Raw genomic sequence first — 17,486 nt, forward strand, 5'->3', positions numbered from 1 at the left:
GATGTCAGAGTTATTCAAAATTATTCGAGGCTATTACCTAACAGGGGTTGGCCAGGAACCATTGGCTTATTATTTTAAACTTTCATCGGATAACTTAAAATTTGAGTCTGTTTCTGCAGGTGATGTCGCTTTAACTTTTTATCAAAACGAGGAGAGTATTTCTAGCATTCCAGCGATTATTAGAGTAGATAGTGTTATCTCGAATGATAAAATGATTTCAGATTACCTGCAGGAGGAGTTGAGAGATCATTATCCAATGTTACCAATTGTCCGTGTATTGGATTCCGAGGAATTTGATCCTTTGCTGTTTCAAGAAGTGATGACAACGTTCACTAACTTGAAATCAGAAATAAAAGAATTGGCCAAGATTGATTATGTTCAAGGTTCCATATTTGATTTTATGGATGAGGAGGAAATAGGATGAGAGAGATTTTTAGACACGTTAAGTTAGCTCTAGGGGCTATTCTTGTCATTTTAGTTGTGAGTCTCGCAGTTCTAGGAGGGTATAGGGTGTATAAAGATCATTTTATCTTAGATTACGATCCTCACCTTACTCAGAAGGAATACCAGAATACTGTACTTGATCAAAATGTAAACCTAGTATTTTATAAAAAAGATTGTCCTTACTGTCAGGTTGGAAAAAGTGTAGTTGTAGATGCAGCCAATAAAGGTTCCTATCCAACATTTTACATTGATACTCAGACAGAAGAAGGTCAAAAGTTGGTAGAAAAATACCAGGTTGAAAAAGCTGCAACTATCATCAAGATTCGTAAGGGAAAAATAAAGAAATATCTATATGCTTCAAGAGATTCAGAGGAAAAGATTGTAGCAGATGAGAAGAGTATTCAGGAGGCCATAAATGACTAAAAGGGTAAAGCTAAGTAAATGGGCCGAGACAGCTTTTCAAAATGATTGGGAACTATGGCGTACTAGGACAAATGAAGGAATGGTTGTTTTAGGAAAATTATCAGATGGAACGTTTACCCTACATCGTTTTAATGATGAGGGAGGAAGACTAACACATATTTCGCAAGATGAGGCTCTTTGGTTGACATTGGATTTGGCACCTGAAAAGTTAGGTTGTATTTAAGGAGGTAGTATGTATCAAATTTTAAATGCTATTGCGCATGGCGTGGTTGGAACTTTCTTGATTGCGATCTGGTTCGTACCGCTCTTCAAGATAACTATATGTGATAACTTTGGAAATGAAATCAAAACGAAAAGGTTGCCATTAGCCTTCTTAATGTTACTAAAAAGTGTTTGGCCGAAAAGTAAGGTTTCATTTATTTGGAAAGGATATAAGAGGCATGAGAAACGGAGGTAAGGCACTGGTATAAAAACAAAAATTTACATAGAGTAGAAAGGATATATCCATTATGATAGATACAATCAAACGCTGGATTGAAAAGATAAAATCTAGCCCAATTTTGAAGCCATTTATTAAGACTAAAGTTTGGTTTCAAGAGAATATTATTAAGAGAAAACTAGTCATTTTCTCAATGTTGTTTGTGACTTGGTTAAGTCTTTTGATGGGAGCAATTTTCTCACCACAAAGACAAACCTATACTTCAGAACAACTCAAAACAAAGCAAGTTTTTGCGAATGGGAGTGGTGAGATGAAACTGGTTAGCCAGGAATATTCACCAGATACTGGAATTATCGTTTTACAATTTGAGACGAAAGATGCTACGACTTCGATAGATCGGGGTATCGATGCCAAACGATTGAAATGGAAACTCTATGCGCAGCATAAAGACTCAAAAATAGAGATGGATGTTGTGCCAATCATTGATAATAAAGTATCAGTTATTATTAAAGGAGTTCCGAAAAATTTTGGTGCATTTGCGATCGATGTGACGAATCAGACAGTCTCTTCTAGCTCAATTGATGTGAATATTTCATCACCATCCAGTGATTCTAAAAAGGTTTCTCAGAAGAAATCTGGAGAAGAGGACACTGTACAATTCTTTGTAACACCTCAAAATCCTCAGCTTGAAATCAAAGCTATTGAAGTTGTCTCCAGAGAAGAATTTACTCTTCAGGAAATCGAAAAAGAGATCAATTTCCAGAATGAACAGTCTCAAAAATTGACAACATCAATTTCTCAATTGAAGGAATCTATTGAAGATGATAATTCACGAAAAGCGAGTCTTCAAGCAGAAGCAAAATATCTAATAGGTGATGATCTCGAAGCCAATCAAAAGAATATTGCTACGCTGGATACAAACATCGAAACGAAGAATAGAACCATCGAAACAGCCTATAAAAACATTGAAAAGTTAAAGGCTAAATTGGAGTCTTTGGACAAGAAAAAACAGGCAGTCAAAGATGGTACATTTGAATTTTCAAACCCTATTGAAACTGTAGAAATGAATTAAAGTGAGGTAAAATAAAATGAAAAATTTAATTAAAATGGTAAAAGAAACTGATAAATTGGGATATAAATTATCTGCAATTTGTGGAGTGAATTGGTTTATTAGACAAGCCTTTAAATGGCAATATTTATTTTTTGTAATGGTTACAGGCGCTGTTCTTATAAAAGAAGTTTCCGTAATACTTGAGGCTGATCCAAAGATTTTTGGAACAATGATGTGTTTGATTATTTTATGTGCGCCTTTTACGAAGTTACGTTTAGGGGCTGAAATGCAGATTATAAAGATGTTTATAAGAAATATTGTACTTGCTATCATTTTTACAGCTGCATTAGAAAAACCAATACAAGAAAACGAATCATCGTTCTGGCTTTTAGCCCTAATCTTTAGTATCGGTATTTATTATTTCATGAAGTGGTTTCAAGCAAAACTTTTTCAGCGATATCTATTCAAAAATGTCTTAAACAAGGATTACCTTGGAATCCGAAAATTAAAAGATAAGTTACCTCCTAAAATCAATCTTTTTACGGATGCTGATGAAGGTGATGCAAACCAACGAATGATTACGATTAATCAGCGAGCAGTGAAAAAGGATTATCAAGATGTTGTAGAATTAAGTTTTTTGAATAGAGAAAAACGGACAGGTATTTCCTATTATAGAAAAGCATGGAATGGTTCTGAAGCTCCTCTTGAAAGAGAATTTGTAGATATTGAAGAATTTTATCATCCAGTCTTCAGTGTCTTCCCTTTTGGGAAAAAACATGATTTTTATTTTGAGATGATTCAATTTGATGTAAGTAAAAAGAGTGCATTTTCTATGAAAGCCGAGTTCGTGTTTACCAACAAATAGTAGTCAAAAATCTCCTTAATTTTTGAATTGAGGGGATTTATTTTTATGATTGTCCCTTTAAAAAATTTTTTTCAGTTATCTCTTATACTAGAATCAATCAAAAAAAGAAAGGCAGAAAAATGAAAGAACAACTAAAATTAGCACCAAAGGAAAATCAACCAGTTAGAAAGCATCGTACTGTTTTCACAAGTACAAAAGGTTTGATTAGAAAACAGAAGTGGGTTGTGCTGGATATTGATGAATATGGAATAACCTATCATAGTAATCCAGGATATAAAGGAGAAATGTTTTCTTCAATGTACCTCGTTCTACAGGAAATTAAAATTGATGAACGTTCTTTCACACTAACCATCAAGAAAAATGTTCATGAAATTTATGTGATTGATTTGAAGAAATTAGATGGCGATTTGTGGAGCAACTTCCAAATTATAAAAGAAAAAATTACCAGCTTTGCAGGAAATAAATTAAGGAAATAAGAAATACGAAATTAGAAAAAAGGAGAAGTAATCATGGCCAAAAATGATTTAAAAAAAATTGATAATCAACTAGAAGAGGCAAAGAAAAGAGTTGCCCTTTTGGAACAGGAACGTAAAGAAGCAGAAGAGAATCTTCAAAAACAAATTGGTAAAATTTATGTTCAAATTCAATTGAAGAAAAATAAAAATCAGTCGTATGAATCAATTTTTGAAGAGTTAAAAATGGAATTAAACCTTATCAAAGAAGATGAAAAAGAACAACGTTTAGCAGCGAAGAAAAATCGTGAAGAAGGAAACTTTCCAGCTGAAAATCAGTCTTAATTTTTGAGTTATGAAGTTTCAAATTAAGTCAAAAATGGTGTAAGTAAAAGTATGTAAATAAGAAATACAGTGTAAGTATAACACCTATAAAGTGTGTAAAGGTAAGTATAGCATGTGTGTGTAAGTAGGTGAAACCGAGAAAATTACCGGTACCGGAAACGTTGATACTATCAACATATCACGGCACGTGATATCAGTTTCCCTTATGCTCTTTTCTACCACAACACACCTAAAAAGGACCTTAGTCCCTCTGTGTGTGTTAGTGTGTTGAAAAACCGCAAAAATAGAACCGTATCGGTTCGTGATGTTGCGAGGTTGAAGTTTTCTTTTTTGCTTCTTTTTGCTTTTGCTTCGACAAAAGAAAAAAGAAGGGCGCTATTTTTTAGAAAGGAAAATTTAAAATAATGGCAAATATAAAACAAAATCGAATTGAGATTAGAGGCCTTACTGATGATGAAATTAATTATCTAAAATCTCTTGCGAAAAAAAATAAAGCCAACTCATTTAACGATTTTTTACTTTCAATCTGTCGTGAAAAAATTGAGTACGGCAAATTTAATCGTGCTCAAGATTTGTATGTTGCTCATTTGGAAAATATGAAATTAGCTTCTGACCATGTTCTGGAACAAATGAAAAAACAGACAAGGATACTCTCTGAATTTGAAGAAAAAATGGATTGTTATGGCGATCATATTTCACGCTGGTTAGAGTATGAAGGAGAGGTGGAAAGTGATGACTAAAAATTTTTTAATTCGAAATGTTCCCGACGATATGTTTGAACAACTTCAGGCTATTTCAAAAAAATATAACTATCCAAGTTTCAATGAGTTTATGTTATCGCAAGTTCAAAATATCGTAATGAATGACGGATTGAATTTGTACAATAACCAATTTGCGGAAACATTATCTGATATCAAAGAACAACAAAGTCAGATTTTAGAATTGATGTTGAAGAATGACATTTCTCTTTCTGCTTTAAATGTTAAACAAGATATTGTAAATGAACTAACCACAAATTGGTTACATTTTATGGATGATGTATCTGCACTTGAAGCTGAACGACGGTCAGGTGGTGTTTGAAAATGAAGAAGAATAAATCTCTGTTCATCATTCTCATTTTTCTTGCGATCTTTATCGTACAACCTAACAATTTTAATGCTATCAAATCTGGCTTGACACAAAATGATATTCCGAATCAATTGAACATAGCCGATTCAGCTGAAGAAAAAAATCCCAACTCAAATTTGAATTCTACTCTAAAAAATGATGATTTGAAATCGAAGGAGTATGATGGAAAAAATCAAGTGATTGTTGTCAATGAAAAATCACAATTTATAAAAAGCGAATTGAGTTTAGAAAATGGCAGCTGGGAAAAATATTCTGATCTAGATTTTTTAAATCGTGTAGGAATTGCTGAAGCGATGTTGGGAAAAGAATTGATGCCAACGGAAGATAGAGAATCTATTTCGTCTGTCACACCAACAGGGTGGAAAAATAAAAAAATAATTTTCAACGGGCAAGAAGATTATTTATATAATCGTTCTCACTTAATCGGTTTTCAATTAAGTGGAGAAAATGCGAATGCCAAAAATTTATTTACAGGTACACGTGCTTTAAATGCAAATTTTGAAGATGAACAATCATCAATGGTCTACTATGAAAATAAAATTGCTAACTACATAAAAAATACGAACCACCATGTTCGCTATCGAGTAACTCCCATTTTTAGAAATGTGGAATTAGTTGCCAGAGGAGTTCGTATGGAAGCACAGAGTATTGAAGATGATGAGATCTCATTTGATGTATATATCTTTAATGTTCAACCAGGATATAAAATCAATTATTTGACAGGATCATCTCAGAAAAATTGAGGAGGGAAAAATGAATCCAAGACTTAGCTTATATTTTAGCGAAGAAACACATGAAAAATTTAAGGAAATAAAATCCTACTTGAAAGAATCGTCTGCTTTGCAGAAACAGTATCGAAATAATTCAGCAACGCTTGTCACTTTGATTGAAGTTTTTTATAAACTTTTTATTGAATTAGGAGAAGGAAAAAATTTCTATGAGCGACTGACTCAGCTGGAAAAAAAATTGGGGGATGCCTTTGATTCTGGAAATGATAACAAGGCGATTCATCGTCAACTTGATCAAATTCTCTATCTAACGCTAACCAACTTTCATGCTATTACGAAAGATGATTTTGATGTTCAAGAATTGGAATCTATTCATTCACGATTGGATCCTACACAGCATGAATTGATGGCAAGAATCAACGATGTCATTCAAGAAGATATTGCACGTGGTCAAACTATCAAACATTCTCATTGAGGTACAGTAAATGGTAGATATTGTTGAAATCTATTTAGAAACAGGAGATTTTCATGAAGCGGTGAAACAGTCAGGGCTGCCTACTCATATAGCTCATTTGAAATTAATAAAGAGTGGCTGCCTTAAAATTCAAGATAAAATTCAGTATGGTTCTAGGACAGCTAAGCTCGGGGGAATGGCCGAGGAGCTTTTTCAAAAGTATGTTCCAGATGCAACGGATGCGAATAAGTATTTCAAGAAAAATAATCCAGTATATGATTTTTGGCTAGATGGTCTAACGATTGATGTAAAATACAGCTCATTGTATAAAAGGAAAAACGGGAACTCTCATCACTGGCAATTGAGGACGAAAGGGAATCAAGATTTTATTGTCGCCTTTTTAGAACGAGAAAGTGGTTCAGAGTTAGAAGAACCAAATATCTTATTGATTCCCATGCAATTTATTGAAGAGCAAAAAGAATTACATATTTCTCAATCAGGACAGTGGATCAATGATTTTCAAGTTGAACCTGAAGAATTACAACCGTTATTAAAAGACTATGCTCTTTTAAGAAAAAATGGACTATTTTAATTCAAAGAGAGGAAAATAATGAACGTATCTTCTAGTCCAAGTATTACCTTCATGCTGCAATACACTGAAGCAAATAGTGGCTTTGTAGACTACACTAATAGAGACGAAGCTGTTGAGGTTGATAACGAATTAAATTTAGAAACACACAGACAAAATATCGAGTCTCTAACTGAAGATGAACTACAAAAAATTCAAGCTGAAGTTCCAGAAACGAAACTAAATTTTCAGGAATACATTGATTATATGAATCGCTCTTATGCTACTGAAAATCAAAGTGAAGAGATGACAGCTATTTTTACAAAAGAGGTCAATTACTTGCAGCGTAGCAAAGTAACTGAATTGAAAAATAAGTTAGAACAGGCTTATCAAAATGGCTCTCTTCTATGGCAGGGTGTTATCTCTTTTGATAATGATTTTTTGGCCAAAGAGGGATTATATGACCTGGAAACTGGTAAAGTCGATCAGCAAGCTATCAAGTCGGTCATACGTGAAGCATTGCCAAGATTGATTGAAAAAGAAGGATTATCCGACTCATCATTTTGGTGGGCTAACATTCACTTGAATACGGATAATATTCATGTGCATTTTGGTTTATCAGAAGTCGAGTCTGCAAGAAAAAAATTTTTCTATCGGCCTCGTGGACGGATGGAATATAGAGGTAACTTTTCCCAGAAAACCATTGAACGTTTTAAAAGCGATGTTTTTCATGGCCTGTTGAATGAACAGACTAGAGGAATGATTGTTCGACGAGAACAAATTTTGGCCAATATCAGAAGTGAGTTGATCAATTCTGTATTTAGAGATCAGATGGTACGTTCTTCAGCTGAAAAAAATTTTCTGGAGCAGGCTTACAACCATTTACCAATGGATAAAAAATGGCGCTATGGCTCAAATGCAAGAGATTTTGCAGTCAGTAAATTCTTCCTGGATCGCTATCTGGATTCCTATTTAGAAAATGATGGGAAAGAGCTCTATCAAGAATTTCTGAAAGAAACGAAGGACTTCCTAGAAACCTATAGAGGAGCTTATTCGTCTGGAAAAAAATCAACCTACGAGAAGATTCGGAAACTTGATGGTCGTGTTGAGAAAACACAACAGGAGGCTGCAGGCTATCATCTGCAGCAATTAATAGCGAATCGAGAGAAGGAGTTGAGAGAACGATTAGCAAATAGAATCTTGCACCTATTTCGTGAGAATGCTCCTGAAATAGCTGACGTTCGGCTGGAAAAAAATTTGGCCAATTTCTCAGTAAAGAATCAAAAATTAATTTTAGCCCAGGATCCTAACGCAAGTGTCATCAAAACACTGGATGCCTGGAAAAAACTGGGTTATGATTTGAAAGATGGAGCAAAACCTATTGAAATCACAAAACCAGTCTATGCTGCTTATGATAAACACGGAACAGGTTTGGGACGTCCTGAATATGTTAGGGAATTAGTTTATGATGTAAGTCAAATGAAAGAAGACTTACTGGAGAAGCAACTTAGTTTAAGAGACTTGTCGCTATTTTCTTCAGCTGATTTGAAAGATCTTGTAGAAGCGGCTAAAAAGAAAAGTGATCGATCATTAAGAGAGCGGAATGAGTTAGGAACATTCCGCTATGCTTTAAAATTGAGCTTATTGGAGGAAAAACAGAGTAGTTTATTAGTTCGTAAAACTCTTTTTGATCAAATTCAACCACTTGAAACCGATAAGCCATTTGTTGAATTGAAAAAGCAGGAGATTCTTCAAAGACTGAAGCTGACTGAATTGCAACTGACTCCAAATTATAAACTAGGTGAAGCAGACCAATCTCTAAAACAATCTCTTGCTAACCAATTTGAAGATAGTGTTTCATTTTCAGTAGAAAAGGCTGATTCATTAGCAATTCAAGCACCTATTAAACGTCTGAAGGGAGAATTAGCAGCAGTTCAACCTCTTCAAGATGAAGGAGTGCTAACTATTCTAAAGGGCTATCCTATTACGAAAGATGGCTATATAGAAGAGTTACAAACCCATATCTCAATTTTTCAGCTGAAACATCAGATTTACAGTCGAAACAAGGAAATTTCACAAACGACTGATCAAGCGACTATTCAAAAATTAAAACGGGAGAATGCGAAAGGATTTTCTGAACTCAAATCACTTTATCAAAAAATATTGCCAGAGGAAGAAAGCAATCAGAAAAGTCAGTTAGCTCAAGCTGTTTCACATAAAATGCAAGAAAGGAAGAACTTGCAAAGAAAAAACGTCCAACAATCCCAAGGCAAAGCAATCATCAATACAGATTTCATGAGAAATTTGACCAATTCTCTTCAAAGGGCCCAACGTGCAAATAAAAAAGCCCTTATGGAACGTGAGAGAAGTGATGAGAGGCAAGAACTTGAGGAAAAAGGACAAAGTATATAAGAGTCATTGTAAAAGCAATGGCTTTTTTTGTTGAAAATGGAAATCTATTGTCCCTTTAACTGGAATTTCTTGGTTATTGCATAGAATAGAAAGATAAAAAGAGAAAGGAGAAGAAAAATGAAGCTATTATTTCCAGATGTCACAGTTGAAGACTTTGATTTCTCAGTCGAATGGTTAATTACGGCAATGAATGCTGATAGCAAGCAAGTGCATTTTGAGGGTCAAGGAAGAAATTCTGATTTAGAAATGGTTCTAGATTTTAAGGAAAATTCTGAGCTATTTGAATCTTTTTCAGTAGGGGAATTGGTTCACTTAGATCCAGAAACGTTTCTACAAGCAGAGAAAGAGCCGTATAAACCACAGTATGAAGGATTTTAAGGAGATTTTATATGACAGAACAAGAATCAAGACGTGGTAAAAGTCGTAGAGAACGTGTTGAATTTGCACGTTCTAGAGATATTTTGGATGTTGCAAATGAGCTTCAGATGGAGCTGGTTCGCTCCGGACGAGACTATCGATGGAAAGAACATGATAGCCTAGTTATTTCACCTGATAAAAATTTATGGAAATGGTTCTCTAGAAATACAGGTGGAGATGCGATTTCTTTGGTTGAGACGATAAAGGAAGTAAGTTTTAACCAATCTGTAGATTTTTTGAATGATGGAAACTTTAAAGAGTTCCAAATGGTTGAAAGACCTCAAGAAGATTTTAAATACTATCTTGAGAAATACGAGCAGCCATTTTCAGCTGGAAGAGGTTACTTACGAAATCAACGTGGATTATCAGATGAAACAATTGATTATTTTTTGGAGCAGGGTGTTTTAGCCCAAGCTAACGCCAAACTTGACTATTTTGCGGAAGGCACTGGCGGAGTTACAACAAATGCGATTGAGCCAGTTATTGTCTTCAAGTCCCTTTCTTCTTCAGGTGAAGTTGTTGGAGCCTCTTTACAAGGAATCCAGGAGAATTGGGAGAAGTGGCCAAAACATGGATATGCTAAAGTGATTATGAAAAACTCCGATCCTATGACAGGTATTCATGTTGATATTGGCAGTCCAAAACGATTGATTTTCACTGAAAGTCCAATTGATTTAATGTCCTACTATGAATTGCACAAAGATAGTCTTCAGGACGTCAGATTAGTTTCTATGGATGGTTTGAAAGAATCGACTATAGGCCGTCATCTATCTCAAATTCAAGCTGAAATTTCAGGAAAACCACTAAGATGGACACCTGAACAATTAGCGGACGGACTTCAAGTAGCTATTGATCATCACTTTTTTGAAGATGGGAAAAATGCGGATTTGATTACTCTAGCTTTAGATAATGATAAAGCAGGTAGAACATTCATTCAAGAATTGGAGGCAAAAGGAGCTGTTATCAATTCAGATCTACCAGAACTAAAACCAGGACAAGATAAAACGGACTGGAATGATGTTCTAAAGAATCAACAGGAAGAAAAGCCTGACAACAGTCGTCTTGCCCAGGCACGTCGAAAATTGGAACGACTAAGGGGTGAACAAGACGAGGCTATTTCAAGAGCTTATTCCCACCAAGCGCTAACAAATGGGCAACCCATGAATGATAAGCGAGGAGGTGCTAGCTTTAAACGTAAGCAAGAACAAATAGAAGATCAAGTCTTCTCAAAGATGGATGAGATTAGGCAACAGGAAGAGCGAGTAGAGCGCCTGGAGCACCAACAACATTTGAAAGAAATGGGGTTGAATCGTCAGGGAAGTGGTCTGGAGATGAGTGTTCAAAATATACCTAGAATCCGTGAAGAGTTAGAAAAAGCTAAACGTGGGGAGTCGTTCTTTACCAAATCTACTCTCAAACGCTATCAAGAAGAGTTGACTAGACTTGAAGCCATATCTGAACAAATGGGTAAAACGAGCATTCAACCAGCAACTCAAGCCTTAATTGATGAAGGGCTAGTGAACCAGTGGCAAAAACAACCAAATACGTATTTTGTAAAAGGGTTACGAAGAGTTGCCCTGGAGTTGACTGAAGAAGGAGAGTTTCAATTATCTTCACAAACTAAGTATCATCCGAAAACAGATGAGGAAAGACTGAAGGTGGATGAATTACTTGCCAAACAAGGGCAAGAAAATGTAGGATTAACGCCCTCGAATCAGGAAAAAACAATCTCACCACAACCAGAGCCTATTGAAAAAAATCAAGGCGAAGCAGGGTGGTTAGAAAAAAATTGGGACAATCTCACGTTTTCGATAGAAAATAAAAAAACAGTCGTCATTGATCCGACTAGTATAGATGAGATGGTTGAAGAAAAACAAACTCCAGAAAATCAAGAATCTATTGTCAATACAGAGGAGAATGCTGGAAGATTGATGAGCTATGAAGAGGTAAAACGGGAAAATGAAGCATTAACAAAGAGTTTAAATAATCGGATTCAATCTGGAGAATTATCAATCGAATTTGCACCAGATTTCTATCTGTATGATGTCTTTGCAAAGTTAGGAAATAGCCATCCTACAAAATATCTCAGCGATAAAAAAATGGAAGTGTTGTCTCCCATTCATTCACTTTTGACCTCTATTGATGATCAAACGATTGATTTATACAAGAAAAAAGGGACTCCTGAGCAAGATTCCTTATATCAAGCATTGAAACCTCATCAGAGAACTTTGGGAGTAGATATTTCAACCCGATTTATTGGTGAACTTGCAATAGCAGCCTACAGTACCAACAAGCAGATAGAAAGCCTCTCAAGTGACAGTTTCGGCGTCTATTTTGGTGAAAGAACCCTTGATAATCTATCACAATCGGTTGAGCGAATGCTGGAGTATCCATTGATTGAATCGGGAACAAGAGACTTTGCCCATGGTTTTGTGACAACACCAAACACATTGTTCCACTATTTGGAAGAACAAGAGGGAGAAGTGGTTTTAAATCGAGAATTATTGGATAACTTGATGTCACGTCTTGAGACTCATCCTATTAAGATAATGGAGGATTCAGAAGAAGTGGAGCCAGTTAGACCAGTGATTGTTCTAAAACAAGATGAGCTATACAGCGATTATTGGCGTGTTTATCAAAGCGACGGTGAGCTTGAATTCTATTTATTTGAGGATGGTCAGTTTGGCTATCGCCAATATGGTTCACTTAGCCAGAAAGAAGATAATATTGTTTTTAAATACCATTCAGAACCAGGTAAAACGGAGTTTCTAGCTACTCAAATGGGTTATGATAGTTTAAAATACATTGTTGTTAAAGATTGGGAGTCTCTTTTTGATGAAAATAAAGCGTTACTGCGAGAAAACTTCGTTTTTGACGACTTAGAGAACTTCTTGAAAAAGTCGAATTATTTTGAACTAGATTACTGGACTTTCAATAGTGGATTGAAAGAAGATGAAGAGTTTTTAAACGAGATTACAAAAAAAGCTCATGATCAAAATCAAGAGCTTTCTAATAACACTGGGGGCGAACTATTGAATCGCAATTCCAGTTTTTTAGGAGTGGAAACTCCAGGGACAGCACCGCAGCCCGTTGAGAAAAATTCTCAACCTGATTTTCCTGCCAATGTTCATCTTCATTTTACCATCGATGAGGATCGAATGTCAAATAAAATATTCAGAAAAAACATGCGGACGTTAAATTTATACGCAAACGCAATGAGAGACTCGGCTCAATGGTATCTAAAAGAAATGTCAGGGACAAGTATCCATTATGTTTATAAGAATCCAGAAGAAAAGCAATTCCAAATTCTAAATGTTAAATTTGACAAGAAAAATTGGATGCACTTAACTGGAGTAACACCTGTATATAATGAGTGGGTAGAACATTTGTCTGAGTCATTTGTTGAAGATGTTGCAGCTGGAAAAGGGCATTTCAAAGATTTAAAATTTGCGCAGGGAATGTCGGATAAACTAAAAGTTTTGAACTTATTACCTGAGGTGATAGAGTCAGACTCCTTTGTGTTTAACGATCTTTCATCTGTAAAGAAATTTAATAATCTGGATCTTTCAAAAGCAATTAGACCAGAAGATACTGATTTGTTATTGTTATTCAAAGAAAAGGAATTTACTCATGTCCCTGCATCTTTAATGAGAGTGAAGGGGGATTTAAGTAAACAACTGGAAGATATAGATACTGGCACAATTCTCGGTGTCTATAGAGAAAGAGATGGTCACATTGAGCAACTGTCAATTAATGAGGAATATGTTAAAGATGGTGGCGAGGAAATGTTATCTGTCTTAAAAAATAAACAGTATGAGGAGGTTTCTGAAGAACCTGAACCACCAGCTCCAGAGAATACACTGAATAAAACCTCACTTGATTCAGCTACCTTTACTCAAGTCTTAGATACTGTCTATAATTTAGGTGTGCCTAGTGACATCTCAAAAACTCCAGAAGAATTTCATCAAGCATGGAATCAATATCTTGACTATGCGAAGAAATACAATGATGAATTTGATCAGATTGTCACAGCAGCTGGAGAAGATCATCTTCTAAATACAAATTCAGATTTTTATAAAGAATGGGAACAAGATCATATCTATAAGGAAAACTACCATGTACGTCTCCAATGGTCTGAGGATCGCCCAGATGGGCCGAAATTGCCATTTAAAGAGACCGAGCTGATATCTTATCAAGATTTCGCTAGGGAGCTATATAAGGCCAATCAGGACTTTTATCCAATTCATCAAGAAGGAATGAAACAAGTAACTGCAGGCAATACTGAAGACTATATCCCTCCTACCAAAATTAAGTTTGATGTCTATGCTCCAGGTGGTGAAGTGATTAAGGAGGGAATTCGTTATGATATTGGAGATGAGACTACACCAATTTCACAAATGCTAGGGTTAGGCTATCGTCGACTCAACGGTCAATCTGAACTAGCATCGATGGATGAAGAAATTCTTTCTCAGCTGGAAAATAGAGTGGTGAATAAGGAAATTTCCCAGGAAGCAAATGAATCATCTCGATTGATAGAAGAAGGAGAAGGTCAAACTCCTGACACTAGAAAAACGGTAGCTTTTCAATCTTCTAAGCAAGAAACTAAAACTAATTTGCTTCAGCGTGTAGAGGAGATTCTGAAAGAGGAACCTATTTCGGATTTGGAGACTCCTGAAGTAAATTCAAGTAGTATTGATTATGCTAGTTTAACACCTCATGAATTGAGTGAGGTTGCTTTTCAAAAAGTGAGAGAGTACACAGAAACACCAGAACGGTTAGAAGAGTATTTGAATTTTATGAGTAAGTTTCCAGAGCTGTCACCTAGAAATGTAGCGTTGATTCAGGAACAGTGGCCAGGAGCGAATGCAGTCGCAACCTATAATCAATGGCAATCGATGGGGGAAGTTCTTGGGATTACTTCAGATCAGGTATTTGAAACTAGAAATACCTATACCAATAAAAAAACAGGTCGAACAAGAGAAGTTGTTCATAACAATCTTTCGGTTAAGACAGGAGAAAAATCACATATTACCTTGTTTAGACCTATGATGGTTGAAATGATTCCTGTATTGGATGAAAATGGGAACCAGGTAAAAAATGGAAAAGGTAATCCAAAATATAAAAGACTTTCTGAAGCGACACCTGAAGAAAAAGCTTTAAAGAAGGAAGGGAAATTGAAATCTCGCTTCTTCCAGGAAAGAGATTCAAATACAGGCTTAGCTAAATTCGCTACGTATAAAGTATTTGAGTTATCCCAAACAACCTTGAAGCCTGAATTTTATCCAAAAGCGATGCCAAATCGTCACTATGATTTTAATTTGGATCATGTTCGTACGAAAGAGGTGCTTGAAGGACTTTCCGATTATGCAAATAGTATCGGTGTAACCATCTATCAAGATGATGCAAAAGAGTTGAGAAGTGCGAAAGGATCTTTTTATCCAGATGAACAAAAGATACTTTTGAATCCAGATAATACTCCTGGAGAAGTCATTGCAACCACCATTCACGAGTTGGCGCATGCTAGTCTACATAATCCTAAATTTGCTAACTCGTATAAGGAGGATGTCTCAAAAGATCGTAGAGAACTTGAAGCTGAGATGACAAGTTATCTCGTTTCTAAGCATTTTGGGTTAGATACCTCTGAGAAAGCCATTCGCTATATGGCAATTTGGACTGATAATTTGACCTCTCTTGACGATCAACAACTAGCGCAATCTATGAAACGGATTCATGGAACAGTATCTAAGATTGTAAAAAGTGTTGAACAACATACAAAGCCTTACCAGTTAAACAGACAGGTGGTACAAAATCAAAATTTTATCCAAAGCCCAAAGAAGGGGCTTAAAGTCTAGAAAGAGTGCTCTTTAAGAGCCTCTTTTTTTGTATATAAAGTTATATAACTTTTTGTGCTATTTTTTGATATCAACTCACTCTATTCTTTGTCGATGTCCCTTTACAAAAGATTTTTTAATTATAGCTTACAATGACAGAAAATGAAGTAGAAGGAGAATGATATGGTTATAGTTATTCTGGCTGAAAAAGAGAAACAGGCAGAAGCTTATGCTACAGCTTTGGGACAATTTAGTAAAAAGAAAGGTGTCTATGTCATTAGGCAGTCACTCTATTTTCCAGCTGAAGTACATGTGGTGGCTGCTGAAGGGCACCTATTTGAATACAGTGAACCAGACAACTGGTCACTTGATAAATTACCCCTAACAAATGTTTCATTTAAGCAACATCTGAAAGAGGACAAGGATTCGAGAGAAAAATTTAAGAGAATCTATGATGAAGTGGTAGCAGCGGATCAAGTGATTATTGGGACGGATGCTGATAGAGAAGGAGAGCGAATTGCGTATTCTATTTTATCGCATATACCAGGAGGGAAGGAGAAAATTTGGAAACGTCTTTGGGGAAGCTCCATGACAAAGAAAGCTCTTCAAAAAGCTTTTCAGGAATTGAAGGAACCTTCAGAGACCTATAATTACTATTTGGAAGCTGAAGCACGTGCACAAAGTGATTGGTTGGTAGGAATGAACTTATCACCTCTTGCAACACTTGATCTTCAAGCAAGAGGACAACTCCCTCGAACAAAAGGTAGCAGTCTATCGGTTGGCCGAGTGCAAACACCAGCGGTCAGACTAGTTTGTGAGAATGATTTAGAGATTCGCAACTTTACTCCAGAAAAATATTGGAAGCTTCAGCTGGAGGATAAGAAAAATGGGGTATTCTTTACTACCAAAGATAAAACTAAAGATAGTGAGGCTATTTTAGCCTCTTCAAGGGAGTTATCAACCACCTCTGTTATTTCTTCAGTTGAGGTAGAAAATCAACAGAAATCCGCTCCACAACTATTTACCTTGTCTGCATTACAAAGTTTTGCAGCAAGTGCCTGGAAATTTGACTCAGATAAAACAGAGAGCATTGTTGAGGGACTGTATTTGGAAGGATTTCTCTCCTATCCACGACCAGATTCAGAATACATCAATCAATTTGAGTTTGACGATTTAAAAGAAAATCTATCTGCCTATCAAAAAGCTATTAATTGTCATTTTGAGCCAGCGTTTTTGGAGCCTAGAGAAGATTATGTCAATGATGAAAAAGTGTCTGGTACGAGCCACTCAGCCTTGATTCCGACTGAAAGAATTCCAAACCTTTCAAATTTAAAAACTGACCAACGATTGATTTATGAAGCAGTTGTGAAGCAGGCAATCTTGATGTTTGCGGATGATTGTTATTATTCAACCAAAACAATTGAAGTAGAAAATAATGGTCTTGTTTTTAAAACAAAGGGTAGAACGCTTCATAAATTAGGATGGGCTGAATGGAGTTCTCGAAAGGTACGAGGTTCTGTTGAAGTTCCTGATTATCAAGTAGGAGATAGAATTGAGACACAAGTCCAGATTGTAGGGGGTGAAACAAAACCACCTAAAAGACTAACTGAAAGCCAATTGATTGGCCAAATATTTCCTAAATATGGCTTAGGAACACAAGCCACTAGAGGAGAAATCATTAAAAAAATTCAGAGCAAGGGCTATGTTGTCAAAGATAAAAAAACAGGTCAACTAACTCCTACCAACAAGGCCTATCTACTGATCAATTATCTCTATGACAATGAGTTCTCTGATCCAGAGACAACAGGAGGCTGGGAAATGTTTCTATCTCAGATTGGAGAAGGGACAATCAATCCACGAGAATTTGTGGATGCGATAAAAGATAAGCTCACTCTTCAAATCAAGGAAGTAAAAGAAAGAGGTGATTAA

General features: G+C 35.7%; 17 protein-coding genes. All 17 read left to right on the forward strand.

All coding sequences use genetic code 11. The features are described from left to right. The first annotated feature begins 1 nt into the window (after position 1). Entirely contained in the window at positions 2–424 is a 423-nt protein-coding gene (locus tag HF881_RS05735) for a hypothetical protein (RefSeq protein WP_001292118.1), read from the forward strand. Next, positions 421–867, forward strand: coding sequence for a thioredoxin domain-containing protein (locus HF881_RS05740; protein ID WP_101776668.1), 447 nt, complete (start codon positions 421–423; stop codon positions 865–867). Before HF881_RS05735 ends, HF881_RS05740 begins: the two co-directional genes overlap by 4 nt. Then, positions 860–1,090: a hypothetical protein gene (locus tag HF881_RS05745; RefSeq protein WP_009730751.1), complete on the forward strand. Its 231-nt coding sequence runs from the start codon at positions 860–862 to the stop codon at positions 1,088–1,090. Before HF881_RS05740 ends, HF881_RS05745 begins: the two co-directional genes overlap by 8 nt. A 9-nt stretch (positions 1,091–1,099) precedes the next feature. Then, positions 1,100–1,324 carry a multidrug transporter MATE gene (locus tag HF881_RS05750; RefSeq protein ID WP_101776669.1) on the forward strand — a complete coding sequence of 75 codons (225 nt, stop codon included), beginning with the start codon at positions 1,100–1,102 and terminating at the stop codon, positions 1,322–1,324. Between the two features lie 52 nt (positions 1,325–1,376). Beyond that, positions 1,377–2,378, forward strand: a complete 1,002-nt coding sequence (locus HF881_RS05755) for a hypothetical protein (protein ID WP_169446775.1) — start codon at positions 1,377–1,379, stop codon at positions 2,376–2,378. A 16-nt stretch (positions 2,379–2,394) separates the two neighbouring features. Further along, positions 2,395–3,222 carry a hypothetical protein gene (locus tag HF881_RS05760; protein WP_169446776.1) on the forward strand — a complete coding sequence of 276 codons (828 nt, stop codon included), beginning with the start codon at positions 2,395–2,397 and terminating at the stop codon, positions 3,220–3,222. Between the two features lie 119 nt (positions 3,223–3,341). Continuing rightward, on the forward strand, positions 3,342–3,698 hold the full coding sequence (locus tag HF881_RS05765; RefSeq protein WP_169446777.1) for a hypothetical protein: 357 nt from the start codon (positions 3,342–3,344) through the stop codon (positions 3,696–3,698). 33 nt (positions 3,699–3,731) lie between these two features. Further along, positions 3,732–4,019, forward strand: coding sequence for a hypothetical protein (locus HF881_RS05770; RefSeq protein ID WP_084939918.1), 288 nt, complete (start codon positions 3,732–3,734; stop codon positions 4,017–4,019). 404 nt (positions 4,020–4,423) lie between these two features. Then, positions 4,424–4,759: a hypothetical protein gene (locus tag HF881_RS05775; protein ID WP_169446778.1), complete on the forward strand. Its 336-nt coding sequence runs from the start codon at positions 4,424–4,426 to the stop codon at positions 4,757–4,759. Continuing rightward, the gene (locus HF881_RS05780) at positions 4,752–5,099 is read left to right on the forward strand and encodes a hypothetical protein (protein ID WP_169446779.1); all 348 of its coding nucleotides are present in this window, start codon (positions 4,752–4,754) and stop codon (positions 5,097–5,099) included. Before HF881_RS05775 ends, HF881_RS05780 begins: the two co-directional genes overlap by 8 nt. Before the next feature lie 2 nt (positions 5,100–5,101). After that, positions 5,102–5,890 (forward strand): DNA/RNA non-specific endonuclease, encoded by a 789-nt coding sequence (locus HF881_RS05785; RefSeq protein ID WP_169446780.1) that lies wholly within the window; start codon positions 5,102–5,104, stop codon positions 5,888–5,890. Positions 5,891–5,900: 10 nt separating this feature from the next. Continuing rightward, positions 5,901–6,350, forward strand: coding sequence for a hypothetical protein (locus tag HF881_RS05790; protein WP_169446781.1), 450 nt, complete (start codon positions 5,901–5,903; stop codon positions 6,348–6,350). A 10-nt stretch (positions 6,351–6,360) separates the two neighbouring features. Then, complete coding sequence (locus HF881_RS05795; RefSeq protein WP_169446782.1) at positions 6,361–6,921, forward strand: hypothetical protein; 561 nt, start codon at positions 6,361–6,363, stop codon at positions 6,919–6,921. An 18-nt stretch (positions 6,922–6,939) separates the two neighbouring features. Beyond that, positions 6,940–9,309: a MobP2 family relaxase gene (gene mobP2 / locus HF881_RS05800; protein ID WP_169446783.1), complete on the forward strand. Its 2,370-nt coding sequence runs from the start codon at positions 6,940–6,942 to the stop codon at positions 9,307–9,309. A gap of 117 nt (positions 9,310–9,426) precedes the next feature. Continuing rightward, positions 9,427–9,687: a hypothetical protein gene (locus HF881_RS05805; protein ID WP_169446784.1), complete on the forward strand. Its 261-nt coding sequence runs from the start codon at positions 9,427–9,429 to the stop codon at positions 9,685–9,687. 11 nt (positions 9,688–9,698) lie between these two features. Then, positions 9,699–15,578: a PBECR4 domain-containing protein gene (locus HF881_RS10495; RefSeq protein ID WP_240956787.1), complete on the forward strand. Its 5,880-nt coding sequence runs from the start codon at positions 9,699–9,701 to the stop codon at positions 15,576–15,578. Positions 15,579–15,740: 162 nt separating this feature from the next. Then, positions 15,741–17,486 carry a DNA topoisomerase gene (locus HF881_RS05820; protein ID WP_169446785.1) on the forward strand — a complete coding sequence of 582 codons (1,746 nt, stop codon included), beginning with the start codon at positions 15,741–15,743 and terminating at the stop codon, positions 17,484–17,486.

The sequence above is a fragment of the Streptococcus sp. WB01_FAA12 genome (assembly GCF_012843315.1).
In the GTDB taxonomy this organism is placed as follows: Bacteria; Bacillota; Bacilli; order Lactobacillales; family Streptococcaceae; genus Streptococcus.